Genomic DNA, 24,587 nt, shown 5'->3' on the forward strand with positions numbered 1-24,587 from the left:
CACCGTTGCGGCACCCTAGCCCCCGCCGCCCGGCCCGGCCAACCCGGGAAGCCCGCTGACGTGCCAACTCCCGGTGTCTCAGGGAGAGTTCACACCAACAGCCGACCCGGCGACGACCGTCCCGACGGCGGCCCCGCGCCGGTTTCGGCGCGGGTGCCGGGTGGCCGTCTACCCCGGATCGCGCGAAAGTCCCCCGACTGTTGCGAAGGTCACCCCCGCGGGTGCACGTCCCGGGCGCCGCCGACCGGCCGGCGCAACAGGGCCGTCCACAGGAACGGCTCCCAAAAGAGCGCGGAGCTTGGCGGCTGGGGCCGCATGGCGCGCGGTTCGGTCTCCTCCAGCCCGGCGAAGACATGGCGCAGCGCCTCGGGCGTGCGGGCGAGCCCACCGCCCAGGCTTCCCGCGCGGTGGAGGTCCGCGTCCGGGAGCTCCGACCCCATCCGCCCGGCGGCGAAACAGACGAGCGAGAAGTACCCGCCGGGCGCCAGAAGGCGTTCCAGCAGCGCGAGATGACTGATCCGGCGGTGCGGCGGCAGATGGTGCAAGCAGCCCGAGCCATGGATCAGCCGGTACGGGCCGCGCAGGGTGTCCGCCGCACCAGGTCACGCGGGACGGGTCGAGGCACGGAAGAGCGGGGCGAGGGCCGCCCCTCCTCAGTCCGATGGTCCCGCGGGGGCCTCGCGGCGGGCCGGAACGGGGTCGGGCTGCGGCTGCTGCTTCGCCGCGGACCGCCGACGGCGCAGCAGCAGTCGTCTGGCCGGGCACTCGACCGCCTCGTACAGCACCCAGGACAGCCCGAGCGAGACGGCGAACACGGTGGCGGTGACCCCGAGCCCCGCGACGACGCCGAAGTGGGGCTTGGTGCCCAGGAGATTGGTGGTGGCGCGCAGCACCAGCAGATGGATCATGTAGAAGGCGAACGACAGTTCCCCGAGCCGCACCAGGCGCCGGTGCCGCCACAGGGACGGCAGCCCGTTCAGATCGGCGACGGCCGCCGCCGGGATGAGCAGGGCGAACCCGGTCAGGGTGCAGACCGTGGCGGAGTAGCCGGGGGCGACCTGGGGTACCAGGAAGTAGCCGATGATCGCCAGCGCGAGGGCGGCCTCAAGGCCCGGCCCGCGCCACCGGCCGAGCAGCACCAGCCGGGCGGTCACCGCGCCGAGCACGAACTCGGGCAGCCGGGCGGCAGGGAACGAGTAGAGCGTGTACGTCCACCAGTGGTGCGCGTCCGACCAGGCCAGCACCAGCACCGAGGCCGCCGACAGGGCGCCCAGCGCGGCCGACGCGCGTGCGCCGAGGCGGCGCAGCAGCAGGATCAGCAGCGGGAAGGCGGCGTAGAAGAACGCCTCGCAGGCGAGCGACCAGCTGACCGGGTTGAGCGTCTGCCACCAGGGGTGCCACCAGGAGTGGAGCAGCAGGACGTTGGCGAGCGCCGGCTTCGGCGTGGGGTCGCCCTGGTGCGCCAGGGTGAGGGCCATCAGCAGGGCCACGGCGAGGGTGACGAGGTGTACCGGGTAGATCCGGGCGATGCGCCGCCGCCAGAAGGCGAGGGGTCTGTCACCGGGCCGGGCCGACCAGGTCAGGACGAATCCCGACAGCACGAAGAAGAACGACACCCCGGTGGAACCGGCACCGAACCCCCAGTTGACCAGGTGGCCGCCGGTGCCACCGAAGTAGCCGAAGTTGTTGACGTGCGTTCCGAACACCAGCAGCGCCGCCATCCATCGCAGCCCCGTCAGGGACGGCAGGGAGGGATTGGCGGCGGGCGGAACACGGGCGTTCGTCGTGCCGGTCGGGGCGATCGGCGTCGTCCGGAGCGTCCGGGTCGTCGCCGTGGTCATCGAATCACCTGCCGCAGAGGGTGGTTGGCGTGGGTAATGAAGGAGACTGCTGCCCGCTTCTCCCCGTTCCATCAGGTCACATGTCGAACATCACACAGATGCCGAACGAGGCAACTCCGCCCGCGCCACGGACATCACCCCCGGGTGCACCCGTACGAGCGACATGGTCTCCACCGCTTGGCGGTGCGCCGGTCACGGGCCATGCGAAGGGGGCGCGGTTCCCTGAACCGCGCCCCCTTCGGTCACCCGACGTCACCCGACGTCAGTCGGTCTCGTGATGCCCCACTTCGAGGTCCACCTCGCAGGAATTGCCCTCGCCCAGGGTCACGTCCGCGAGGACGGGGCCGTAGCCGGAGGTGACGACGGTGTAGGTGCCCGGGGCCAGGTTCTGGAGGGTGTAGGCGCCGTCGGGGTCCGTCGCGGCGGAGGCGACCACCTCGCCCGAGGAACTGAGCAGGGTGATCTGCGCGTCCGGGACCGGTTGGCCGGTGTGTTCGTGGCGCACCGTGCCATGGACGTTGCCCAGGCCCGCCAGGGTGACGTCCGGTACGACGGGACCGGCCTCGGCGTCGAGTTGCACGGCCCGCGGGTGGTGCCCGGTGGCCGAGACGACCAGGGTGTACGACGAGGGCTCCCGCATCGTCAGTTCGTACGTGCCGTCCGCACCGGTGCTGGCGAGCGCCCGCTGCCGTCCGGAACGGTCGACCAGGGTGAGGGCCGCCCGCGCGATGGGCCGGCCGGCGCTGTCGAAGACCCGTCCGCGCAGCACCCCGGGGGAGAGGGCGGCGGTGGTCGCCGTCGCCGTCCCGTCGGCCTCGGCGGATTGCTGGACGTCCTCGGTGGCCGGGTGTGAGTCCGGCGCCGTCGTCGCCGTCGCCGATGCCGAAGACGGCGAGCCCGCCGCCACCGTCTCCGTGCGGCGGCCGCGGATCAGCGACGCGCCCGCCGCGGCCAGCGACATCGCGATGGCCAGGGAGAAGACCACGACCAGGCCGTCGTGGAACGGCTGGGAGATGAGGTGGGGGAAGAACTCGCGGCCGGTGAGATGCGCCGCGGCGGACGGGGACAGATGGCTCAGGATGTCCGGGCCGAGCAGGTGCTGGATGGGGTTGTAGCCGAGGAACGCGGCGAACAGCACGCCGACCGGCGGGAGCTGGGACACCGTGTGCGCGGCGCCCGCGGGCACGCCCTGGGCGGTCAGGCCGGTGGTGAGGGTGTCGGGGAGGGTTCCGGCGAGACCCGCGACCATGAGCGAGAAGAACACGCCCATGGACAGCACCATGCCCGCGTTCTGGAAGGTGGCGCGCATACCGGAGGCCGCGCCGCGGGCGTCGGCCGGCACGCTGGACATGATGATCGCCGTGTTGGGGGCGGCGAACAGACCGCCGCCGAGCCCGTTGAGGAAGATCAGCGCGGCGAACACCCAGTACGAGAAGTCGCTCGGCAGGACCAGCAGCCCGGCGAAGGACACCGCCATCACCAGGAAGCCGCACGCCGCGAACAGCCGCGCCCCGAACTTGTCCGACAGCGCGCCCGACAGCGGCCCGGCGAGCAGGAAGCCGATGGTCAGCGGGAGCATGTAGATGCCCGCCCACAGGGGTGTGTCGGCGTAGTCGTACCCGTGCAGCGGCAGCCAGATGCCCTGGAGCCAGATGATCAGCATGAACTGGAGCCCGCCTCGGGCGATCGCGCCGAGCAGGGTCGCGGCGTTGCCGCCGGCGAAGGCCGCGTCGCGGAACAGCCGCAGCGGGAACATCGGTTCGGGGACCTTGGCCTCCACGAGGCAGAAGATCAGAAGCATCACGGCGCCGCCGATCAGGCCCGCGAGCACCCAGGGGTTGGTCCAGCCCATGGTGTGGCCGCCGTACGGCTGGATGCCGTAGGTGATCCCGGCGAGCAGCGCGGTCAGGCCGATGGCGAAGGTGATGTTGCCCCACCAGTCCATCCGCCCCGGCCGGCGGATGCCGGTCTCGTGCAGCGACTTGTACGCCCACACCGTGCCGATCAGGCCGATGGGCACGTTGACCCAGAAGATGGAGCGCCAGTTCCAGGTGACCAGCACACCGCCGAGCACCAGGCCGAGGAACGAACCGGCGATACCGGCCACCATGTTGACGCCGAGCGCCATGCCGCGCTGACGCGCCGGGAAGGCGTCGGTGAGGATCGCCGCCGAGTTGGCCATCAGCATCGAACCGCCGATGGCCTGCACGATGCGCCAGCCGATCAGCCACAGCGCGCCGCTGCCGCCGTGGAAGGGATCGAGCGAGAGGATCACCGAGGTGATGGTGAAGATCAGGAAGCCCGCGTTGTAGATGCGGACCCGGCCCATCATGTCGCCGAGCCTGCCGAGCGCCACCACCAGCACCGCGGTGACGAGCATGTAGCCCATCAGCATCCACAGCAGATAGCTGACGTTGGCGGGCTCCAGCGGGTCCAGGCGGATGCCGGTGAAGATGCCGGGCAGCGAGATCAGCACGATCGAGCTGTTGATCGTGGCGATCAGCATGCCCACCGTGGTGTTGGTCAGCGCCACCCACTTGTAGCGGGGATGGTCAGCGCCGATCCATCTGCGTCCGCGGTGCTGCCCGGTCTCGGAGGCGCCGGGTATGCGGTCGGTCTCCTTGGTCGTCATCGGTTGCTCCCGGTGTCAGGCCGTTCGGGCTGGAGGGCGGGCTGGGCAGGCTGGGCGGGCCGGGCGCTCTTGGCGGTGCCGGTGAGCATGCGCTGCACGAGCGGGGCGACGACGCGCATGGCCTCGGCGAGCGCCCGCCGATCGTCGTCCGGGAGGCCGGTCATCAGATCGGCCAGGCGTGCGTCGCGCGACCGCCTGCGGGCGGCGAGCACCTCCCGCCCGGCGTCCGTGACCGCGATCAGCGTCACCCGGCCGTCCACCGCGTCATCGACGCGCATGACCAGGTCCTGGCGTTCCAGCCGCTGCACCAACTGGGTCATGGACGGCTGGGCCACGCCCTCCGCCGCCGCGAGGAGCGTGAGCCGGACCGGGCCCTCGCGTTCCAGCCGCGCCAGGGTGGAGGCCGCGGTGAAACTGAGGTCCCGGTGATCCGTCACGACCCTGATCACGGCAGATGCCGTCTCCGCCAGTGACTGTGCGGTCTGCTGCACGTCCGCATCTCTGTGAGAGTGATCCACACTCTTTAAGTATCACCCGCCTATATAGGAACCCTATGAAAATCTTCGTAAGACTTTCGGGCCGGGCGGGAAATGGGGCCATATGAGGCCGCCGGCGGCCCGGACATGGCGGTGCCGGGACGGAGGGATCCGTCCCGGCACCGGTGTTCCGAGGGTGGAGCGTGGGTGAAAAAGCGGTCGCTCAGCTGACCGTGACGTCGAAGACCGGGGACGCCGTGCCGCCGCTGACCATGCGCAGCTCGTTCTTGCCCTTCAGGCCCAGCTCGACGCGCAGCGCGTAGGAGCCGCTGCTGTTGACGGGGGTGGACGCCGGCAGGGCGACCCACTTGCCGTGCTGCTTCTGCTGGAGGGTCACGTTGCTGCCCGCCTTGATGCCGGTGGTCTTGCCGGTGACCCGGAACTGCGTCCAGGCGCGCACCGAGGACACCGACGGCGTGGCCGTGATGGTGGGCTTCGCGGCCGCGGCCGTACGGGCACTGGCGACAGCCGCGGTGTGGACGGCCGGGGTGGCGGCCATCGCCGTGCCCGCGAGGGCGAGCGAGGTCGCGCCCAGGACGCCGACGACGGCAACGCGCAGGGAACGCCGCTTCATGACCATCATGACTCTGTCCTTTTCTGTGGTGAGTTCGACTGTTCACGCCAAAGGAGAGGAACATGCCGATTGGCGCGGTCACTTGGAACGACGTCACCACGAGCGCGGGCGTTCACTGACGGTTTGTCCCCGTCTTGTAACAGCCGGGCCGGCGTCAGGCGCGCGGCCCGATCTCCTTCCCCTCGGCGTCTTGGACGGTGATGGCCTGCATCGGGCAGATGTCGGCCGCGTCCAGGGCGCGTTCGTCGCCCTCCGGGATCTGCTCGCGCACCGGACGCGCGTGGTCGCCGTCCAGGGCGAACAGATCCGGTGCGGTCCCGGCGCACATGCCGGAGCCCATGCACTGGCCGGGGTCCACGCTCAGTCGCCAGCTCATCGCCGCCTCACCAGCTCACCGGCATCACACGGGGCCCGCGCACCAGCATCTCGGTCTTCCAGGTGATGTCACCCGCGAGGCGCAGCCCGGGGAAGCGGGCCACCAACGCCCCGATGGCCTCCTGGAGTTCGAGCCGGGCGAGGGGCGCGCCCAGGCAGTGGTGCACGCCGTGGCCGAAGCCGAGGTGCGCGTTGCCGCCGCGGGTGATGTCGAGCGCCCCGGCCTCGGTGAAGCGCAGCGCGTCCCGGTTCGCCGCCCCGATGGCGACCAGCACCGGCTCCCCGGCCCGTACCAGGGTGCCGCCGACCTCGACGTCCTCCTTGGCGTACCGGGCCTGGCCGGCTCCGCTGCCCAGCGGGACGAATCGCAGCAGCTCCTCGATCGCCTGGGTGATCAGTGCGGGGTCGGCATGCAGCCGGGCCAGCGCCTGCGGGTGATCGAGCAGGGTGAGCACGAAGTTGGGGATCTGGGTGGCGGTGGTCTCGTGACCGGCCACGAGGATGCCGACGCACAGGTCGACCAGCTCCAGCTCCGACAGCCGGTCGCCGTGGTCGCGCGCCTCGATCAGCGCCGTCATCAGGTCGTCCTGGGGGTCGGCGCGATGCGCGGCGATCAACTCGGCCATGTAGGCGCGCAGTTCCTCGCGGTTGCGGTCGAACTCCGCCGCGGTCAGCGAGCTGGTGGACAGCGCCGCGTCGCTCCACACCCGGAACTGGGGGCGGTCTTGCTCCGGGACCCCGAGCAGCCGGCAGATCACCGCCACCGGGATGGGCAGCGCGTAGCGGTCGACCAGGTCGACGGGCGGGCCCGCCGCCTCCATCGCGTCCAGCAGGGATGCCGTCAACTCGCGTACCTGCGGCCGGAGTTTCTCCACCTGACGCACGGTGAACGCCTTCGCCACCAGGGAGCGAAGCCGGGTGTGGTCGGGCGGGTCCATGCTGAGGATCCCGCTGTCCCGGCGCCCCTCGGAGGCCCGCGGCTCGTCGTGGTCGAGGCTCAGCGCGCGGCTGAAACGCTGGTCGCCGAGGACCAGCCGGGCGTCCGCGTACCGGGTGGCGAGCCAGGCCGGATCGCCGTACGGCATCCGCACGCGCAGCAGCCCGGGGGTGTCACGGGCGCGTTCGTACGCCTCGGACAGATCCAGGTCCTGGCCGGAGTTGAAGGGGTAGGCGAGGGGTGCGTGGTCGGTTGCCGTCACAGCTGTCTCCCTTGTGTAAGCACACGCTTACAACGCTAGGAGCTGCGCCCGGGGCGCGCAACGACGCGAATCGGCCGTTACTCTGCGGGTCCTTGCAGACGCGCGTCGGGCGCGGGGCGGCGAAGGAGCAGCGGGTGGACGGCGGCGAGTACACGCGGGACCAGCACCGGAGCGCCGGAGCCGCGCCGGGCGGGGAGCCGCCGGGGCGTCCGCGCGATGCCCGGGAGACCCGCGCGCGCATCCTGCGGGCGGCCGGTGGGGTCTTCGCGGAGCGGGGGTACGAGGCGGCCACCGTCCGGGACATCGCCGCCCGTGCCGGGGTGAACCAGGCGCTCATATTCCGCTACTTCGGCTCGAAGAAGGCCCTGCTCACCGAGGTGATGGCGCAGGACGGAAAGGAGCAGGTGAGCAGCACGCCCCCGGAGCTGCTGTTCGAGACCGCGCTGCGCGGTGTCCTCGCGGAGGGCGGCGGCGCCGACGCGGACCGGCTGGCCGTCTACCTTCGCTCCATCGGCAGCGCCGACGCCGCCCCGGAGACGGTCCGCGCCCTGGGCGAGGAGTACGCCGCCGCGCTCGCCGCCCTCTCCGAGGCCGAGGACGGCACCCTGCGCGCCCAGCTGGCCATGGCCTGGCTGCTCGGCATCGGCCTGATGCGGGTCGTCGTACGCCAGGAACCACTGGCGACCGCCGAACCGGACGCGATCTGCACACATGTCCTCACGGCACTGGACCGGCTCCTTCCGGTGCTGCCGGGCGGCGACGCGAGGGCGAGACCGGGGACAGGGGCGGGGCCGGACGCGGGATCGGGGGCGGACGCAGGGCCAGGGCCGGGGGCGGACGCAGGGCCGGGGGCAAGGTCGGACGCGGGTCGGGGGCCGAGGGTGCGGACCGGGTCGGGGAAGGAGCGGCCGGGCGTACGGCCGTAGGCGCCGGGTACGCCCTCGGTCACGGGCAGAGCCGAACGCACCGGCACCGGTCGCGGGCCGCGTGGAATTCACCCACCCCGCCTCTCTGCCTCGGTCGGGGTCGAACCTACTTGCGCCCGCCCCGGCATCGGTCAAGGTCGGGGGCAAACCTGTCGGCGCCTGCCCCCCCCGCGTCGGCCCGCGCGGAAGCCGAATCCGCCCGCGCCCGCCCCTGTGGTCGGTCGGGGCCGAGGTCGGATCTGTCCGCGCCCGCCCCCCCGCGTCGGTCCGGGGCGGAGTCAAAACCGTCCGGGCCCGCCCCTGTGAGGCGCCGTGCGGTGGCGGGGTGGCCGAGCCGACCAGGCTGGCGGCGCGCAGGTCGGTCCCCTCGGCCGGGGGGCGAAGCCGGATCAGCCCGCGCCCGCGCGTGTGCCGGACGGGGGTCGGAGCCGAGTCGGCCCGCGTCCGGTCTCGGCGTCGGTACGGGGTGAGGGCGAATCGGCCCGCGCCCGTCCTCCTCACATCAGTCCGGCTCGAAGCCGGAACCGCCGGGCCCCGCCTTCCTCGCGTCGGTCCGGCTCGAAGCCGGAACCGCTCCGCTCCGCCCCGCCCCCGCGTCAGTCGAGGGCCGAGCCGAATCCGTCCGCACCCCCCCGCGCTGGCCGAGACCGAAGGGAGGCCCGCGGTCCCGGCCTTTGCTCAGGTCGCCGCCGCCCCTACGTCGAGCCCCTTGAGATACGCGCTGAGCACCCGGTTCAGCCGCGGTTCCACCTCCACCACCGCGTGGCCGAGCCGGGGGTCGCTCGTGTACAGCTCGCGCAGGCGTGGGCCGGGTGTGGCCATCTGCCACAGGGCCCCGGCGAGGCTGGTCGCCGCGGCGATCATGTCGACGCCCTGCGACTCGTCGAGGCCGAGCAGCCGGTCCAGTTCGCCGCCGATCAGCTCGACCTCCTTCAGCGTGACGAGCTTGAAGGAGCGCACCGACTCGATCGACACGTTCCGTTCCAGGTTCAGCGGCGCCTGCGCGAGCAGGTCGCAGAACATGGGCCGCGCCGCCAGCGTGCCCGCGAAGACGGCCGCCACCTCGGCGGACGTCGCCTCGGACCGTCGTCCGAGATCGGCGCGGAGCTCGGCGGACCACTCCCGCCAGCCCTCGGCGGTCAGCGCGAGGAAGATCTGCTCGCGTGTCTCGAAATAGCGCAGCAGCGCGGACTTGTGCATGCCCACGGCCGCGGCGATGTCCGTGAGGGTGACGTCCCGCACCCCCCGCACCCGGCCGAGCGTCCGGGCGGCGTCCAGGATCGCCGCTTCCCGCGCCTGTTTGGCCTCGGTACTGCGCGCACGCTGAAAGGCAGGCTCACTCATGCAGGACATCATAGGAAGAGTTAAGGCAACGGTGTTGCGCTAATAAGAGAACGGTGTTTCACTAACGGTATGAGTACACAGGATCCCCAGGTCTGGTTCATCACCGGTTCGTCGCGCGGCTTCGGCCGCGCCCTGGTCGACGCCGTGCTGGCGGCCGGCGATCTGGTCGTCGCCACCGCCCGCCGCCCCGACGCCCTCGCGGCGGACCTCGCCGAGTACGGCGACCGCGTGCTGCCCCTCGCCCTGGACGTCACCAGCCCGGACGCGGCACGCGCGGCCGTCGAGGCGGCCGTGGCCCGTTTCGGGCGCCTCGACGTGCTCGTGAACAACGCGGGCTACGCGAACGTGTCGCCCATCGAGACGACCGAGGACGCCGACTTCCGGGCCCAGTTCGAGACCAACTTCTGGGGCGTCTACCACGTCACCAGGGCCGCGCTCCCCGTCCTGCGAAGGCAGCGCGCGGGCACCGTCGTGCAGTTCTCCTCGATCGGCGGCCGGGTCGGCGGCTCGCCGGGCATCGCGTCGTACCAGGCGGCCAAGTTCGCCGTGGACGGCTTCAGCCGGGTGCTGGCCACGGAGACCGCGCCGTTCGGGGTGCGGGTCATGGTCGTCGAGCCGAGCGGCTTCGCCACCGACTGGGCCGGCTCCTCGATGACCGTCCACGATGTGCCCGAGGCCTACGACGCGACCGTGGGCGCGATGAACCGGCTGATGCGGCAGAACACCGCCGGCGCGGCCGGGGACCCGCGCCGCGCCGCCGAGATCATCGTCCGCACGGTACGGCGCGGCGAGGTCCCGAGCCACCTCCTGCTCGGGGTGAACGCCGCGACCATGGCCCTGGACCACGATCGCCGGCGGCTCGCCGAGGCGAGTGCCTGGGAGAAGGTGAGCCGCTCGGCCGACTTCGGCGAGCCCTACCCCGTGCCGCTCCCCTCGGAAGAGGGCGCGTGATCCCGGGCGACTCCCGCCCGGGGCGGGTCACTTGCCCAGGAGCAGTCCCGCGCCGCTGACGTAGACATGGATCCCGTCCTTGTCCACCGCGACCCGCTGGAGCCGCAGATCGCCGGAGGGCGGGTTCGGGATCCGGAAGGCGAAGTCGAAGCGGTCGGCGATCTGCGGGCGGGTCAGCTTGGTCAGGGAGGTCAGCAGGGAGAGGTCGACGCCGAGCCGCTTGAGCACCTCGGGGTGGGCGAGCGCCACGTCCACGAGGTTCACCCGGGTCAGCTGGTGCAGGAAGCGCGGCGCGCCGGTGAGCCGGTGGAGCTTGTCCTCGTCGTGCAGGGCGGCGTGCACCGCACTGTCCGGCACACCCAAGCGGTGCACGATCTCCGGTACGCCCAGCAGCGCCTTGATCTTGTCCGCCTCCTGGGTGACCCGGCGCGCGGCGGCCCGGGTCAGGTGCAGCCCCTCGGCAGGGCCGGTGCCGGGCCGGTAGGTCGCGAGGTCGCCGATGTCCAGCCGCATCCCGTCCACCGAGGTGCTGATGCCGCGGTCCCCGTCGCGCTGGATGTGGGCATCGGCACGCACCCGCACATCGTGTCCGGCCAGCCGCAGCGAGCCGAGCGCCCTGATCCGGCCAGGGCCCTGGGCGCTGAACGCCACCTGGGAGGCGCCCAGTTCACGGTTCATGTCGGCGAAGGACAGCAGCACCTGGCCGTGCATCTGGCGAACGAGGGCTCCCCGTACGGCTGTTGGGCCGTCGCCGTCGATGCGTATGTCGCGTGCGGTGGCGGTGACCTGCGTCAGGGTGACCCGGTCGGCCGGTACGTCCGGGACGGTGACCTGCACCGAGTCCAGCCGCTGGTCCAGGAGTTGGGTCAGGAACGGGAAGCCGCCGATCCGCACCTCGGGCGCGGCGGTCAGATGCAGCCGGTCCTTGAGCCGGTCGGCGGCCTGCCGCTCGGCGTAGAGCAGCGCCCAGCGGTCGGCCAGGGCGACGAGGCAGGCGAAGGTCAGCGCCCAGACGGTCAGCCGGAGCATGGTGGGCAGCCCGGTGGCCCGGTTGCGGCGGCGGCCCCGGCGCCTGTGGTTGGGTGGGGCCCAGGCGTCGTCGGTGTCGTCGTCCCGCTGGTCAGGGGCGTCGTCCACGCGGAGGAAGTCGTCCAGCGGGCCGTCCGCCGGGCCGCCCGCGGGATCCTCCGCGAGCGCGCCCAGTTCGTCGTACGGACTTCGCCTGGACGGAACCCGGCCGGGGCCGGGTCCGTCGGAGTGAGCGAGGTGATGCGTCGGTGTGTGGGGGGTACGCATCGGCAGATTTGATCACATAACCCCACCGGGCTCGCAACTCTGACGGGGCCCCGGGCGGGGAATGGCCCGATTCGCACACGTTATCGAGCCATGCGTAACTCGCCTCTGCGTGAACGCCGTTGGACACTGACGGCGACGGCTCCGTGAAGGACGGAAAGGATGACCTCCATGACGGCAAGGGACACCTGGCGATTCGTGGGCAGGGCCGCGGTGGTGACGGGTGGCAGCAGAGGCATCGGGGCGGCGGTGGCCAGGCGCCTGGCGGCCGAGGGGGCGGCCGTCGTGATCGGCTACCGGAGCAACCGGGCGGCGGCCGACGCGCTGGTCTCCGCGATCGCGGCGGACGGCGGCAAGGCCCTGGCCCACGGCGCGGACGTGGCCGATCCCGGCCAGAGCGAGGCGCTGATCGAGCGCGCGGTCGCGGAGTTCGGCCGACTGGACGTGCTGGCCTCCTGCGCCGGCATCGAACACTTCGGGGCCCTGGCGGATCTCACCCCGGCCGACTTCGACCGCGTCTTCGCCGTGAACACCCGAGGCCAGCTGTTCGCGGCCCAGCACGCGGCCGCCCGGATGCGGGAGGGCGGCAGGATCGTGCTCACCTCCTCGGTCAGCGCGTCCCGCGCGGTCTTCGAGCACCCCCTGTACGCCGCCTCCAAGGCCGCCGTGGAGTCCATGGTCCTCAACCTCTCCGCCGAACTGGGACAGCGCGGCATCACCATCAACGCCATCGCGCCCGGCGGCACCGACACCGACATGGCCACCGAGAACTCGGCCGGATACCAGCACCCCCGGCTGCGCGGCGAGATGCCGCTCGGTCAGTGGCTGTCGGTGCACGGCGCGCTCGGCCGCCTGGCCACGCCCGAGGAGATCGCCGCGGGCTACGCCTACCTGGCCAGCGACGACGCCGCGTACATGACCGGCCGTACGCTCCCCGTCGACGGCGGCTTCTTCTGAGTCGTCGGCCGAGTCGTCGGCCGAGCCGTCAGGACTGCCCGGAGCGCACCGGATCGTCGGCCACCTCCTGCGGCCGCTTCCCGCCCCCGGAGCGTGACCGCCGGTCCCGCTGCCAGTCGAACGTGGCGAGCGCCAGGGACGCCACCATGCCGATGAGCGCGGCGCCCAGCGCGATGACGACGGCGGCGCGGTAGTCCTGGTGCCGGCCGAGCACCAGGTAGTAGAGGCCGGGCAGCGCGGCCGTGCCCACCGCCGCGCCGAGCCGCTGCCCGGTCTGCAGGGCGCCGCCCGCCGCGCCCGCCATGCGCACCGGCACGTCCCGCAGCGTCATCGTGAAGTTGGGCGAGACCACGAAGCCACCGCCGATCCCGCCGAGGAACAGCACCGGGGCGGCGAGCCAGGGTGCGCCGGCGAGATCCACGGTGTGCAGCAGCAGCGCGGTGCCGCCGAGGCCGAGGATCACGCCCACCAGACCGCACACGGTGAGCAGCCGGCCGAGCCGCTCGACCAGCCGCCCGGCCACCACCGCCGCGACCGCCGAGCCCACGGCGAAGGGGGTCACGGCGAGTCCGGAGCGCAGCGGGGAGAAGCCCAGACCGTGCTGGTAGAAGAGCGCGAAGACCAGCCACACCCCGCTGAAGCCGATGAAGTACAGCGTGCCGACGCCCGCGCCGACCGCGTAGCCGCGCACGGTGCTGAACAGCCGCGGATCCAGCAGCGGCTGATCGCCCTTGGCCACCAGGCGCCGCTGCCACTGGGCGAAGCCGAGGAGCACCACGGCACCGACCGGGAACAGCCACCACAGCCGCTCGATCCCGCCGGAGTCCGCCTGCACCAGCGGATACATCAGCGCGAGCACCCCGAGGCCGAGGAGCAGCACACCGGTGGCGTCCACATGGCCCCGCCCGGTCCCCTGGACACGGGGCAGCAGCCGGCGGCCGAGCAGCACGGCGAGGATGCCGATGGGCACATTGACGTAGAAGATCCACCGCCAGCCGTCGGCGCCGGAGGCCAGCGCCAGGATGGCACCGCCGGTGATGGGGCCGACGGCGGAGGAGATGCCGACGGTCGCGCCGAAGAAGCCGAAGGCCCGGCCGCGTTCGGCGCCCCGGAACAGCTGCTGGATGAGCGCGGAGTTCTGGGGCGCCATGAAGCCGGCCGCGAGGCCCTGCGCGAGGCGGGCCACCACCAGGAGCGTGATGTCCGGGGCCGCCCCGCAGGCCGCGCTGAACAGCACGAACGCGCTGAGCGCGAGCAGGAATATGCGGCGCCGGTCCAGGGCGTCGCCGAGCCGCCCGGCGGTGACGAGGGCGAGGGCGAAGGTGAGCGCGTATCCGGACACCACCCACTGCACCTGGGCGGGGGAGGCCCCCAGATCGCGCTGGATGGTGGGCAGGGCGACCGCCACGATCGTCACGTCCAGCAGGCTCATGAAACCGGCCACCAGCGTCACCCACAGGGCTCGCCACCGGCGCGGATCCGGCTGGTAGCCGGTGTCCTGAGCCCCCTGGCCGCGGCCGCCTGCCGCTGACGTCGACGTAGTCACCTGGGCTCCTCTCCGCTGGGGCCCCGCCTGAAGGATTCAGGTTCCCCGACCGGGGCATGCGCACACACCTCTCACTGCAACCGCAAAGGGCGGGAAGAAAGTCCGCCCGGGCCCACCCGCGCGACCCCGTCGCCAAGATCCCGTTGTCAGTGCCGGCTGGGAGGCTTGGACCATGAACGGCGACGACGAGCAGCTGCTGCGCGGCCGGGTCTACGGCCACGACCACGACGACCCCGGCCCACGCCCCGACCGCAGGTACGCCCAACTGGTCGGCGGCCCCCTGGACGGCCTGCTCCTGGACATCACCGACCGGGCCGAAGAGGCCCCCGCCGCGGGCGTCCCGCTGCGCACCGAGCTGGGCCGGTACGGCATCGGCGGCCGGGCGATATACACCCCGCGCCCCGGTGACCGCACCCGTCTCGACTGGAGCGGCGACATCCCCTGAGGACCACCGGGCCGGAGCGTCATCCACTCAGAGTAGCCGAGTGAGCGCCGTACGGAGCGGTTGGTTTGAGGGCGCGAGATCTGTGCAGGCGTTGGCGTGTGCAATGCGACCGGCGAAAGGAACACCGTGATGACGGCGACTGACCATGAGAACCCGGTGGATCCGGTGGATCCCGCCGCGGTCAGGCGCCACCGGATGCTCTTTCGTGCCATCGAGAAACGACGCCACCCGAAGCTGCGCCGCAGCGACATCACGGTGACCGACGAACCGGCCGTCAAACGCGCCACCAAGGCGGCCGCTCTCGGCAACGCGATGGAGTGGTACGACTTCGGTATCTACAGCTATCTGGCCGCGACCCTGGGCAAGGTCTTCTTTCCCTCGGACAATCACACCGCCCAGCTGCTCAGCACCTTCGCGACCTTCGCGGTCGCCTTCCTGGTGCGGCCCATCGGCGGCATGGTGCTCGGGCCGCTCGGCGACAAGATCGGCCGCAAGACGATCCTCGCCCTCACCATGATCATGATGGCGATCGGCACCTTCGCCATCGGCCTGATCCCCTCGCACGGCACGATCGGCATATGGGCTCCGGCCCTGCTGATCTTCTTCCGGCTGGTGCAGGGCTTCTCGACCGGCGGTGAGTACGGCGGCGCGTCCACCTTCATCGCCGAGTACGCGCCCGACAAACGGCGCGGTTACTTCGGCAGCTTCCTGGAGTTCGGCACGCTCGCCGGGTACGTCGGGGCGTCCGGCCTCGTCGTCGCCCTGACCAGCCTGCTCAGCGACGACCAGATGCTGCACTGGGGCTGGCGCATCCCCTTCCTGGTCGCGGCCCCGCTCGGCTTCATCGGCCTGTATCTGCGGCTCAAGCTGGACGAGACGCCCGCCTTCCAGAAGCTGGAGGGCGGCCAGGCCCGGGCGACCGAGGCCGCCGACGCGGTGGAGACCTCGGCCGCCGCCGACCTCGGCAAGATCTTCACCCGCTACTGGCGGCCGCTGCTGCTGTGCGTCGCCCTGGTGGCTGCGTACAACATCACCGACTACATGCTGCTGTCGTACATGCCGACCTATCTGTCCGACGAGCTCGGCTACGACACCAACCACGGGCTGCTGATCCTGCTGATCGTGATGGTCCTCCAGATGTGCGTCATCAACCAGGTCGGCCGCCTCTCCGACCGTTTCGGCCGTAAACCGCTGCTGATGACGGGCATGCTCGGCTTCCTGGTCCTGTCGGTGCCCTCGTTCCTGCTCATCCGGCAGGGCGACATCGTCCTGATCACCCTGGGCCTGCTGCTGATGGGCCTGTCTTTGGTGGCCATGCTCGGCACGATGTCGGCCGCCCTCCCGGCGATCTTCCCGACGCATGTCCGCTACGGCTCCCTCTCGGTCGCCTACAACTTCTCCGCCTCCCTCTTCGGCGGCACCACCCCGCTGGTGATCACGGCCCTGATCGGCGTCTTCCACACCAATCTGATGCCGGCGTTCTACGCCATGGGCGCGGCGGCCGTGGGCGTCATCGCGGTCCTGGCCATGAAGGAGACGGCGAACAAGCCGCTGGACGGCTCCCCGCCCTCGGTGGAGTCGGAGGCCGAGGCCGCCGAACTGGTCAGGGCCCAGTCGCCCGACCCCAAGTTCTGACGAGCCCACCGCTCCCGCAGGACCGGACCACCGGGCGCCTCACCGCGCCCGGTGGTCCGGCATGCGCAGGGCGAGCAGGGTGACATCGTCGTCGAACAGCTGGCCGCGCCCCGTGACCAGCTCGGCGCACAGCCGCTCCAGCGGGGCGTCGAGCAGGCCCATGGCCTGATCGGCCAGCGCGGCCATGCTCGCGTCGATGTCCTGGCCCCGGCGCTCCACCAGCCCGTCGGTGAACAGCAGCAGGGTGCTGCCCGCGGGAAGCCGCTGCGCATGGTCGTACCGGGGGACGGTGGGGTCGACGCCCACCGGGATCCCATGGCGGGCCGGTGAGAGAAAGCGGGCGCCGAGGCCGGGGTGGAGCAGCAGCGGCGGAGGATGCCCCGCGTTGCTCCAGCGCAGGACGTACTCGTCGGCGACGCGCTCCAGCAGGGTGAGCATCAGGGTGGCGGTGGGCGGCTCGGCGAACATCGTCAGGGCGCGGTCCAGCTTCGAGACGACCAGGCTGGGCGGCCCGCCGTGGTCGAAGACCAGCGCGCGCAGCATGTTGCGGATCTGCGCCATGATCGGGGCGGCCGCCACGGCATGGCCGGTGACATCGCCGATGACGAGGGAGACCGCGCCGTCCGGCAGGAGCACGGCATCGCACCAGTCCCCGCCGAGGCGGGGCAGCTCGGAGGCCGGCTCATAGCGCAGCTCGCACACGAGCGGGCTCAGGTCCGGCAGCGCGGGCAGCATGCGCAACTGGAAGTGCATCGCCACCCGCTTGAGGTCCTGGTAGAGGCGGGCGTTCTCGATGCTGACGCTCGCGGCACTGGCCAGCGCGGTCAGGATGGCCTCGTCGTCGTCCGTGAACGGCGTGCCGTCCTCCTTGTCCGCGAGGTAGAGATTGCCGTACACCGTGTCCCGCACGGTCAGCGGGACGCCCAGCAGCGTGGTCATCACCGGGTGGCAGGGCGGGAAGCCGACCGAGCGGGGGTCGGCCCGGATGTCGTCGACCCGCAGGGGCCTGCGGTCCGAGATCAGCCCGATCAGCAGCCCGTGCCCCTGGGGCAGCCCCTCGGCCGCCAGCATCCGCTCCTCGTCCACCCCCACGGTGACCAGATCGACGAAGTCCCCCTCCGGACCGAGGACGCCCAGCGCGCCGTACCGCGCGCCGACCAGGTCGGCGGCGGCGGTCACGATGTGCTCCAGTACGGCACGGGGCTCCATGTCCGCGCTGATCGCCACCACCGCGTCCAGCAGCCGCCGCAACCGGCGCTGCCCGAGGGCCAGCTGCCGCACCCGGGCACCCAGTTCCTCGGACGTCATCGCGTCCGGCAGCCGCTCGATCGCCTCCGGTCCGGCGATCCGGCTCCCGGCCGACGCGTCCGGCCGCCGCGGATCCTCCGGCATGAGCACCTCCCGGCACCTCGGGAGCCGACCTCCGCTGTCCGTCCTCCCTCCGATTGTGCCTCTGCGCGGAGGTTCGGTCCCGGGCCCCGCCCCGCAACGCGCCCGCGTCTCCTCCGGAACCCCGCGTTCACCCGCCGCACCGGGGGCTCCGGCTCGATGAAACCGGCTTTTATCTGGGAGCGCTCCCGTGGGAGCGCTCCCAGATTGGCATAATGAAGGTCCACCGTTCCCGCGGGTGTGTCAAGGGAACGAACACTTCGAGTCGGTGCGACTGACGGGTTGTCATCCATGGTGACGGGCAAGGGCGCGATGACTGCGGGCGAGGGGCGGGGCGGCCGGCCGACGCTGGAGATGGTCGCCGCGCGGGCCGGTGTCGGGCGGGGCACGGTCTCGCGGGTGGTCAACGGCTCCCCGCATGTGAGCGCCCAGGCGCGGGCGGCGGTGGAGGCGGCGATCGCCGAGCTGGGCTATGTGCCCAATCGTGCCGCCCGCGCGCTGGCCGCCGACCGCACGGACGCGGTCGCCCTGGTCATCCCCGAGTCGGAGACCAGGCTCGGCGCCGAGCCGTACTTCCTGGACATCGTGCGCGGTGTGAGCACCGAACTCGCCGACACGGACATGCAGTTGCTGCTCACCCTGATCCGCACCCCGCGCGAGCGCCAGCGCCTGGGCCAGCATCTGGCGGCCCGCCGCGTCGACGGCGTCCTGCTGGTGTCCGTGCACGAGAACGACCCGCTGCCCAGCCTGCTGGAGCGGCTGCGGGTGCCGACCGTGCTGAACGGGCGGCGCTCGGAGCGGGAGTGGATGTCGTACGTCGACGCCGACAACGTCGGGGGCGCGCGGTCGGCCGCCGAGCATCTGCTCGGACTGGGCCGGCGCACCGTCGCCACCATCACCGGCCCCCTGGACATGTACGTCGCCCGCTGCCGGCTCGACGGCTACACGCAGGCGATGAACTCCGCGTGCCTCGGCGGCGACACCTCGCTGGTGGCCCACGGCGACTTCACCGAGGAGGGCGGCCGCGCCGCGATGCGCGCCCTGCTGGAGCGGCACCCCGGCCTCGACGCCGTCTTCGCCGCCTCCGACGTCATGGCCAGCGGCGCCCTGCATGTCCTGCGCCAGTCGGGGCGGCGGGTGCCCGAGGACGTGGCGCTGATCGGCTTCGACGACTCCGCGGTGGCCCGGCACGCCGACCCCCCGCTCACCAGCGTGCGCCAGCCGACCGAGGAGATGGGCCGCACCATGGCCCGGGTGCTGCTGGAGGAGATCGAGTCCCGCAACGGCATCCGGCGCCATGTGGTGCTCTCCACCGACCTGGTGGTGCGCGAGTCCGCCTGAGCGCGGCGCCGGGCGACCGGCCACGGAAGCCCGGGACCCGCCCCGCCGCCCACGGGCCGCTTCGGGACCCGCCCCCGGTGTCCATGCGGGCCGCCCCCGGTATCCATGGATGGCTGAGGACGCGGACGTTCGGCACGCGGCGGCGGGTGCCGAACGGCCGGACGGGCCGCCGGGGAGAGCGGCGCGGGGCGATGTGGTCGTGCGCGGTGACCGTGCGGTGGGCGGGCGTGTCCGGGGCGGGCGGCAGTCGCGCCGCGGCCCCGGCCCCAGCGCCGGTCGCCACCACGACGGCGCGCCGGCAGTCCCGGTCCGTCCGCCATGAACACGCCCCGGTCGGCGATCCCTGACACGGGCGGGCCGAGTCGTACGGTGCCCTCGGGCAGGGCCGCGGTCGGCGCGCCGGGGGCGGACCGCACGCCGAACCCCGGCGATTTCGGGCCCACCCCGGCGGCGCGGCCCTGCGCCACGCCGGGGACGCCCGGCAGCCGTGTGTGCGCCGCGCCCGGGGGATCGCCGCCCTGGCATCCGCGCGTGCTCCACGCCGGGGGATCGACCCGGCATCCGTGCGTGCGGGGCGCCAGGAGATCGTCCCGGCGCCCGTCGTGCACGGTGCCGGGGCACGGTGACCGGACCGGCGTCCGCGTCCGACCCGGCACCCCTGTGTGCATGGCGCCGAGGGGCCGGTCCGGCACCCGTGTGCCGCGCCGGGGGAGTGCGCCGCGCGGCGCGGGGCCACCGCCGTCCGTGCACTTGCCGAATGGCTGTTTCTCCGCCTTGCTTCCGGACCCGCGCGCCGACCGGTCCCCGACGGCCCGTCGCCGCTACCCGACGGTAGCCGTCGGGCCCGTCACGCATCGCCGCCGGATGCGGCGAGTTCACCGTGGTCCCGGCCGGTGCCGCCCCGCCGGCACCGGGCGCGCCGGCCCCCGCGCCGAGGGGGCGCGTGAACGCGCCATTGCGCTCAGGTTTCGCCTGGCCCCTTCACAGCGCTGTTTCGAGTTGTTACTTTCCTCACTTGCTGGGAGCGCTCCCACGCTCAACGCCCTTGAATCAACCCGGAGTTGATCGCCACCGGCACCAAGTGGCGGAAGCCTCCGGTCCGTTCGTACCCGGGCGGCGCTCCCTGGCACGGCACCACCGCGTACGCACCGCATACGAACCGCATGTGAACCGCGTTCGAACCGCACCGCCGCCCGCCAGGGGCCACGGTGCGGCAGCGATGTCAGTCAGCACGGGGGCACGCCATACAAGAGGAGTTGGCTGCTATGAGACCTGCGGACTTGGGGCCGCCTCGGCGGTGGACGGCCATGGGCGCCGTGGCCGCGATCCTGCTCGCCCTGCTGGTCGCCGTGACCGGTACGGCGCCCGCGCGGGCGGCCGGTACGGCGGGAGCGGGCTACTGGCACACCAGCGGCCGGCAGATCCTGGACGCGAACGGCAACTCGGTGCGCATCGCCGGGATCAACTGGTTCGGGTTCGAGACCGACAACCACGTGGTCCACGGCCTGTGGTCCCGGGATTACAAGAACATGCTCGACCAGATCGCCGCGACCGGATACAACACGCTGCGCATTCCGTATTCCGACGACATCTTCAAGTCCGGCACGATGCCGTCCAGCATCGACTTCTCCAGCGGCAAGAACGCCGACCTCCAGGGGCTCAACTCCCTTCAGGTCCTGGACAAGATCGTGGACTACTCGGGGCAGATCGGCCTGAAGGTCATCCTCGACCGGCACCGGCCGGACTCCAGCGGGCAGAGCGCCCTGTGGTACACGAGCAGCGTCCCGGAGTCGACCTGGCTGGCCAACCTCAAGTCGGTGGCGAGCCGTTACGCGAACAATCCCACGGTCGTCGGTATCGACCTGCACAACGAGCCGCACGATCCGGCCTGTTGGGGCTGCGGTGACACGACCGTCGACTGGCGGCTCGCGGCCCAGCGCGGCGGCAACGCGGTGCTGTCGGTCAACCCCAACATGCTGATCTTCGTGGAGGGCGTCCAGACCTACAACGGCGACTCCACCTGGTGGGGCGGCAACCTGGAGGGCGCCGGCACCTACCCGGTCCAGCTCGATGTCGCGGACCGCGTGGTCTACTCGGCCCACGACTACGCCACCAGCGTCTCCAACCAGCCCTGGTTCAGCGACCCGTCCTTCCCGAGCAACATGCCCGGCATCTGGGACAAGTACTGGGGCTACCTCTTCAAGAACAACATCGCCCCCGTCTGGGTCGGCGAGTTCGGTACGACGCTCCAGTCGACCACCGACCAGACCTGGCTGAAGGCCCTGGTCGACTACCTCCGCCCGACCTCGCAGTACGGCGGCGACAGCTTCCAGTGGACCTTCTGGTGCTGGAACCCCGACTCCGGTGACACCGGCGGCATCCTCAAGGACGACTGGCAGACCGTCGACACCGCCAAGGACGGCTACCTGGCCTCCGTCAAGGCCCCCGGGTTCGGCTCCGGCGGTGGTGGCGGTGGCGGTACGACGGACACGACCGCGCCCACCGCGCCGACGGGTCTTGCGGTGTCGGCGACGACGGCTTCGAGTGTGTCGTTGAAGTGGTCGGCGTCGACGGACAATGTGGGGGTGACCGGGTACGACGTGTACCGGGGGTCCACGAAGGTCGGCAGCAGCACGTCGACGTCGTACACGGACAGCGGTCTGTCCGCGTCCACGGCGTACTCGTACACCGTGAAGGCGAAGGATGCCGCGGGTAACGTCTCGGCGGCTTCCGGCTCGGTGACGGCGACCACGGCCGCGAGTGGTGGTGGCGGGACTCCGGGTACGGGTGCGGTCAAGGTGCAGTACAAGAACAATGACAGCTCGCCGACGGACAACCAGATCAAGCCGGGTCTGCGGGTGGTGAACACCGGGAGTTCCGCGGTGGATCTGTCGAAGGTGACGATCCGTTACTACTTCACCGGTGACGGCGGAGCGTCCACCTTCACCACGTCGTGTGACTACGCGGCCGTCGGGTGTTCAAACCTCACGCAGAAGGTCGTGGCGCTGTCGTCGCCGAAGTCGGGTGCGGACCACTACGTGGAGATCGGGTTCACCTCCGGTGCGGGCTCGCTGGCCGCGGGTGCGAACACCGGTGACATCCAGAGCCGGATCAACAAGAGCGACTGGTCGAACTTCAGCGAGAGCGACGACTACAGCTACGCGACCAACACCGCCTATACGGATGCCTCGAAGGTGACCGTCTATGTCGACGGCACCCTCGCGAACGGCATCGAACCCTGAGTTCTCCCTCTCCCGAGCGGCGCGTGGTGTGCCGTACGGCCGCACCGCGCGCCACAACACCCCACGGAAGGAACCCTTGGTGAAGAAGTCTCTCCCTCCCCCGAGATCAAGGCTCACCCGCGGTTTCGCGGTGCTGTCGGCGCTCGCGCTCGGCTCCGCGCTGGCCATGACGCTCAACGCGCCGACCGCCTCGGCCGCCACCGCCCGGGTGGACAACCCCTATGTGGGCGCGACGGGTTATGTGAACCCGGAGTGGTCCGCGAACGCCGCCGCCGAGCCCGGTGGCAGCGCGGTCGCCAACACGCCGACCGCCGTATGGCTGGACAGCATCTCGACCATCCAGGGCGCCAGCGGCCGGATGGGCCTGCGCGCCCACCTCGACAAGGCCGTGTCCCAGGGCGCCAACCTGATCACGCTGGTCATCTACGACCTGCCGGGCCGGGACTGCGCCGCGCTCGCCTCCAACGGCGAGCTGGGCCCGACCGACATCGGCCGGTACGAGAGCGACTACATCGACCCGATCGCCAAGATCCTCGCCGACCCGGCCTACGCCAATCTGCGGATCGTCAACATCGTCGAGCCCGACTCGCTGCCGAACCTGGTGACCAACGCGGGCGGCACCGACGGCTCGACCTCGCAGTGCGAGACGATGAAGTCGAACGGCAACTACGAGACCGGCGTCGGCTACGCGCTGAACCACCTGGGCGCGATACCCAACGTCTACAACTACATCGACGCCGGCCACCACGGCTGGCTGGGCTGGGACAGCAACCTCGGCCCGTCCGCCGACGAGTTCCACAAGGCCGCCACCACCGCCGGTGCCACGGTCGACGACGTGCAGGGCTTCATCGTCAACACGGCCAACTACTCGGCGACCGTGGAGCCCAACTTCAAGGTGACCGACTCCGTCAACGGTACGACGGTGCGCCAGTCGAAGTGGGTGGACTGGAACCAGTACGTCGACGAGCAGTCCTACGCCCAGGCGCTGCGCACCACGCTGGTGTCGAAGGGCTTCAACTCCGGCATCGGCATGCTGATCGACACCTCCCGCAACGGCTGGGGCGGCTCCGCCCGGCCGACCGGCCCCGGCCCGACGACCTCCGTGGACGCCTACGTCGACGGCGCCCGGATCGACCGCCGGATCCACGCGGGCAACTGGTGCAACCAGAGCGGTGCCGGCCTCGGCGAGCGGCCGACCGCGGCTCCGGCCTCCGGGATCGACGCCTATGTGTGGGTCAAGCCCCCGGGCGAGTCGGACGGCGCGAGCCAGCCCATCGACAACAGCGAGGGCAAGGGCTTCGACCAGATGTGCGACCCGACCTACACGGGCAACGCACGCAACGGCAACAACCCGACCGGTGCCCTGCCGAACGCCCCGCTGGCCGGCCACTGGTTCTCCGCCCAGTTCCAGCAGCTGCTCCAGAACGCCTACCCGCCCATCTCCGGCGGTGGTGGCGGTGGCGGTACGACGGACACGACCGCGCCCACCGCGCCGACGGGTCTTGCGGTGTCGGCGACGACGGCTTCGAGCGTGTCGTTGAAGTGGTCGGCGTCGACGGACAATGTGGGGGTGACCGGGTACGACGTGTACCGGGGGTCCACGAAGGTCGGCAGCAGCACGTCGACGTCGTACACGGACAGCGGTCTGAGCGCGTCGACGGCGTACTCGTACACCGTGAAGGCGAAGGACGCGGCGGGCAATGTGTCGGCGGCTTCCGGCTCGGTGACGGCGACCACGGCCGCGAGTGGCGGTGGCGGCGGGACCCCGGGCACGGGTGCGGTCAAGGTGCAGTACAAGAACAATGACAGCTCGCCGACCGACAACCAGATCAAGCCGGGTCTGCGGGTGGTGAACACCGGTAGTTCCGCGGTGGATCTGTCGAAGGTGACGATCCGTTACTACTTCACCGGTGACAGTGGTTCCTCCACCTTCACCACGTCGTGCGACTACGCGGCCGTCGGCTGCTCGAACGTCACGCAGAAGGTCGTCGCGCTCTCCTCGCCGAAGTCCGGCGCGGACCACTACGTGGAGATCAGCTTCGCCTCCGGCGCGGGATCCCTCGCGGCGGGTGCGAACACCGGTGACATCCAGAGCCGGATCAACAAGAGCGACTGGTCCAACTTCAGTGAGAGCGACGACTACAGCTACGCGACCAACACCGCGTACGCCGACGTCTCCAAGGTGACCGTGTACGTGGGCGGCACCCTCGCGGGTGGCGTCGAGCCGTAAGCCGAGGCTCTTCCCGCAGCAACCCGGCCGCCCCGCCACGCCCGCCCCGCTCCGGGCCGCGGCCGGGTCTCCGGAGCATGGCGCCCATCAGGGGTGGCGCCATGCTCCGGCTCCCCTCTCCGATCCCCCCA

The 24,587-nt window shown here is 71.7% G+C and carries 18 protein-coding genes and 2 pseudogenes; 8 read left to right on the forward strand and 12 right to left on the reverse strand.

Annotated features, from left to right (window positions below; translation table 11 throughout):
* Window positions 1–209 precede the first annotated feature (209 nt).
* From AB0N90_RS18125 to AB0N90_RS18160, 8 genes and pseudogenes are all read right to left on the reverse strand, one after another.
* Window positions 210–584 (reverse strand): annotated as a pseudogene (locus AB0N90_RS18125) (SAM-dependent methyltransferase); the annotation flags it as partial.
* A gap of 69 nt (window positions 585–653) precedes the next feature.
* Window positions 654–1,841 (reverse strand): acyltransferase, encoded by a 1,188-nt coding sequence (locus AB0N90_RS18130; protein WP_365197607.1) that lies wholly within the window; start codon window positions 1,839–1,841, stop codon window positions 654–656.
* A 262-nt stretch (window positions 1,842–2,103) separates the two neighbouring features.
* Window positions 2,104–2,748 (reverse strand): carboxypeptidase-like regulatory domain-containing protein, encoded by a 645-nt coding sequence (locus tag AB0N90_RS18135; RefSeq protein ID WP_365198059.1) that lies wholly within the window; start codon window positions 2,746–2,748, stop codon window positions 2,104–2,106.
* A 12-nt stretch (window positions 2,749–2,760) separates the two neighbouring features.
* A pseudogene (locus AB0N90_RS18140) lies at window positions 2,761–4,473 on the reverse strand (MFS transporter); the annotation flags it as partial.
* Entirely contained in the window at window positions 4,470–4,964 is a 495-nt protein-coding gene (locus AB0N90_RS18145; protein ID WP_365197610.1) for a MarR family winged helix-turn-helix transcriptional regulator, read from the reverse strand. The gene AB0N90_RS18145 and the pseudogene AB0N90_RS18140, both read right to left, overlap by 4 nt.
* Before the next feature lie 208 nt (window positions 4,965–5,172).
* Entirely contained in the window at window positions 5,173–5,592 is a 420-nt protein-coding gene (locus tag AB0N90_RS18150) for a hypothetical protein (protein ID WP_365197613.1), read from the reverse strand.
* A gap of 145 nt (window positions 5,593–5,737) precedes the next feature.
* Window positions 5,738–5,959: a ferredoxin gene (locus AB0N90_RS18155; RefSeq protein WP_365197615.1), complete on the reverse strand. Its 222-nt coding sequence runs from the start codon at window positions 5,957–5,959 to the stop codon at window positions 5,738–5,740.
* A gap of 7 nt (window positions 5,960–5,966) precedes the next feature.
* On the reverse strand, window positions 5,967–7,157 hold the full coding sequence (locus AB0N90_RS18160) for a cytochrome P450 (protein WP_365197618.1): 1,191 nt from the start codon (window positions 7,155–7,157) through the stop codon (window positions 5,967–5,969).
* Between the two features lie 92 nt (window positions 7,158–7,249).
* On the opposite strand from AB0N90_RS18160, the gene AB0N90_RS18165 reads away from it, so the two are divergent.
* Window positions 7,250–8,083: a TetR family transcriptional regulator gene (locus AB0N90_RS18165; RefSeq protein WP_365197621.1), complete on the forward strand. Its 834-nt coding sequence runs from the start codon at window positions 7,250–7,252 to the stop codon at window positions 8,081–8,083.
* A gap of 678 nt (window positions 8,084–8,761) precedes the next feature.
* Here AB0N90_RS18165 and AB0N90_RS18170 read toward each other — a convergent pair.
* Entirely contained in the window at window positions 8,762–9,427 is a 666-nt protein-coding gene (locus tag AB0N90_RS18170) for a TetR family transcriptional regulator (RefSeq protein WP_365197623.1), read from the reverse strand.
* A 69-nt stretch (window positions 9,428–9,496) separates the two neighbouring features.
* On the opposite strand from AB0N90_RS18170, the gene AB0N90_RS18175 reads away from it, so the two are divergent.
* A complete protein-coding gene (locus AB0N90_RS18175; protein WP_365197625.1) occupies window positions 9,497–10,378 on the forward strand; it encodes an SDR family NAD(P)-dependent oxidoreductase in 882 nt (293 codons plus the stop codon).
* Between the two features lie 27 nt (window positions 10,379–10,405).
* Here the strand turns inward: AB0N90_RS18175 and AB0N90_RS18180 are convergent, their stop codons facing one another.
* Entirely contained in the window at window positions 10,406–11,674 is a 1,269-nt protein-coding gene (locus AB0N90_RS18180) for a DUF2993 domain-containing protein (RefSeq protein WP_365197628.1), read from the reverse strand.
* A 168-nt stretch (window positions 11,675–11,842) separates the two neighbouring features.
* Between AB0N90_RS18180 and AB0N90_RS18185 the strand changes: the two genes are divergently transcribed.
* Window positions 11,843–12,628, forward strand: coding sequence for an SDR family oxidoreductase (locus tag AB0N90_RS18185; RefSeq protein WP_365197631.1), 786 nt, complete (start codon window positions 11,843–11,845; stop codon window positions 12,626–12,628).
* Between the two features lie 28 nt (window positions 12,629–12,656).
* On the opposite strand, the gene AB0N90_RS18190 is transcribed toward AB0N90_RS18185, so the two are convergent.
* On the reverse strand, window positions 12,657–14,174 hold the full coding sequence (locus tag AB0N90_RS18190) for an MFS transporter (RefSeq protein ID WP_365197633.1): 1,518 nt from the start codon (window positions 14,172–14,174) through the stop codon (window positions 12,657–12,659).
* Window positions 14,175–14,346: 172 nt separating this feature from the next.
* Between AB0N90_RS18190 and AB0N90_RS18195 the strand changes: the two genes are divergently transcribed.
* On the forward strand, window positions 14,347–14,619 hold the full coding sequence (locus tag AB0N90_RS18195) for a hypothetical protein (RefSeq protein WP_361681821.1): 273 nt from the start codon (window positions 14,347–14,349) through the stop codon (window positions 14,617–14,619).
* 129 nt (window positions 14,620–14,748) lie between these two features.
* Window positions 14,749–16,254 (forward strand): glycine betaine/L-proline transporter ProP, encoded by a 1,506-nt coding sequence (proP, locus tag AB0N90_RS18200; RefSeq protein ID WP_361681824.1) that lies wholly within the window; start codon window positions 14,749–14,751, stop codon window positions 16,252–16,254.
* A gap of 39 nt (window positions 16,255–16,293) precedes the next feature.
* Here proP and AB0N90_RS18205 read toward each other — a convergent pair whose 3' ends face one another.
* Window positions 16,294–17,646 carry a GAF domain-containing SpoIIE family protein phosphatase gene (locus AB0N90_RS18205; protein ID WP_365197637.1) on the reverse strand — a complete coding sequence of 451 codons (1,353 nt, stop codon included), beginning with the start codon at window positions 17,644–17,646 and terminating at the stop codon, window positions 16,294–16,296.
* Between the two features lie 288 nt (window positions 17,647–17,934).
* Here AB0N90_RS18205 and AB0N90_RS18210 point away from each other — a divergent pair, with 288 nt between their 5' ends.
* The 3 genes from AB0N90_RS18210 to AB0N90_RS18220 all read left to right on the forward strand — a co-directional run bounded on the left by AB0N90_RS18210 (window position 17,935) and on the right by AB0N90_RS18220 (window position 24,456).
* Window positions 17,935–18,984: a LacI family DNA-binding transcriptional regulator gene (locus AB0N90_RS18210; RefSeq protein WP_365197639.1), complete on the forward strand. Its 1,050-nt coding sequence runs from the start codon at window positions 17,935–17,937 to the stop codon at window positions 18,982–18,984.
* A 1,265-nt stretch (window positions 18,985–20,249) separates the two neighbouring features.
* Window positions 20,250–22,226, forward strand: a complete 1,977-nt coding sequence (locus tag AB0N90_RS18215) for a cellulase family glycosylhydrolase (protein ID WP_365197642.1) — start codon at window positions 20,250–20,252, stop codon at window positions 22,224–22,226.
* A 166-nt stretch (window positions 22,227–22,392) separates the two neighbouring features.
* Entirely contained in the window at window positions 22,393–24,456 is a 2,064-nt protein-coding gene (locus AB0N90_RS18220) for a glycoside hydrolase family 6 protein (protein WP_365198061.1), read from the forward strand.
* Window positions 24,457–24,587: the final 131 nt, after the last annotated feature.

Source organism: Streptomyces sp. NPDC093018 (assembly GCF_040684035.1).
In the GTDB taxonomy this organism is placed as follows: domain Bacteria; phylum Actinomycetota; class Actinomycetes; order Streptomycetales; family Streptomycetaceae; genus Streptomyces; species Streptomyces murinus.

Excerpts from the sequence above, each read along its gene's own strand:
- AB0N90_RS18195 (WP_361681821.1), top strand. The coding sequence starts at position 14,347 with ATGAACGGCGACGACGAGCAGCTGCTGCGCGGCCGGGTCTACGGCCAC.
- proP (WP_361681824.1), top strand. The coding sequence starts at position 14,749 with ATGACGGCGACTGACCATGAGAACCCGGTGGATCCGGTGGATCCCGCC.
- AB0N90_RS18130 (WP_365197607.1), bottom strand. The coding sequence starts at position 1,841 with ATGACCACGGCGACGACCCGGACGCTCCGGACGACGCCGATCGCCCCG.
- AB0N90_RS18215 (WP_365197642.1), top strand. The coding sequence starts at position 20,250 with ATGAGACCTGCGGACTTGGGGCCGCCTCGGCGGTGGACGGCCATGGGC.
- AB0N90_RS18170 (WP_365197623.1), bottom strand. The coding sequence starts at position 9,427 with ATGAGTGAGCCTGCCTTTCAGCGTGCGCGCAGTACCGAGGCCAAACAG.
- AB0N90_RS18210 (WP_365197639.1), top strand. The coding sequence starts at position 17,935 with ATGGTGACGGGCAAGGGCGCGATGACTGCGGGCGAGGGGCGGGGCGGC.
- AB0N90_RS18205 (WP_365197637.1), bottom strand. The coding sequence starts at position 17,646 with ATGCCGGAGGATCCGCGGCGGCCGGACGCGTCGGCCGGGAGCCGGATC.
- AB0N90_RS18150 (WP_365197613.1), bottom strand. The coding sequence starts at position 5,592 with ATGATGGTCATGAAGCGGCGTTCCCTGCGCGTTGCCGTCGTCGGCGTC.
- AB0N90_RS18180 (WP_365197628.1), bottom strand. The coding sequence starts at position 11,674 with ATGCGTACCCCCCACACACCGACGCATCACCTCGCTCACTCCGACGGA.
- AB0N90_RS18220 (WP_365198061.1), top strand. The coding sequence starts at position 22,393 with ATGACGCTCAACGCGCCGACCGCCTCGGCCGCCACCGCCCGGGTGGAC.
- AB0N90_RS18185 (WP_365197631.1), top strand. The coding sequence starts at position 11,843 with ATGACGGCAAGGGACACCTGGCGATTCGTGGGCAGGGCCGCGGTGGTG.
- AB0N90_RS18155 (WP_365197615.1), bottom strand. The coding sequence starts at position 5,959 with ATGAGCTGGCGACTGAGCGTGGACCCCGGCCAGTGCATGGGCTCCGGC.
- AB0N90_RS18175 (WP_365197625.1), top strand. The coding sequence starts at position 9,497 with ATGAGTACACAGGATCCCCAGGTCTGGTTCATCACCGGTTCGTCGCGC.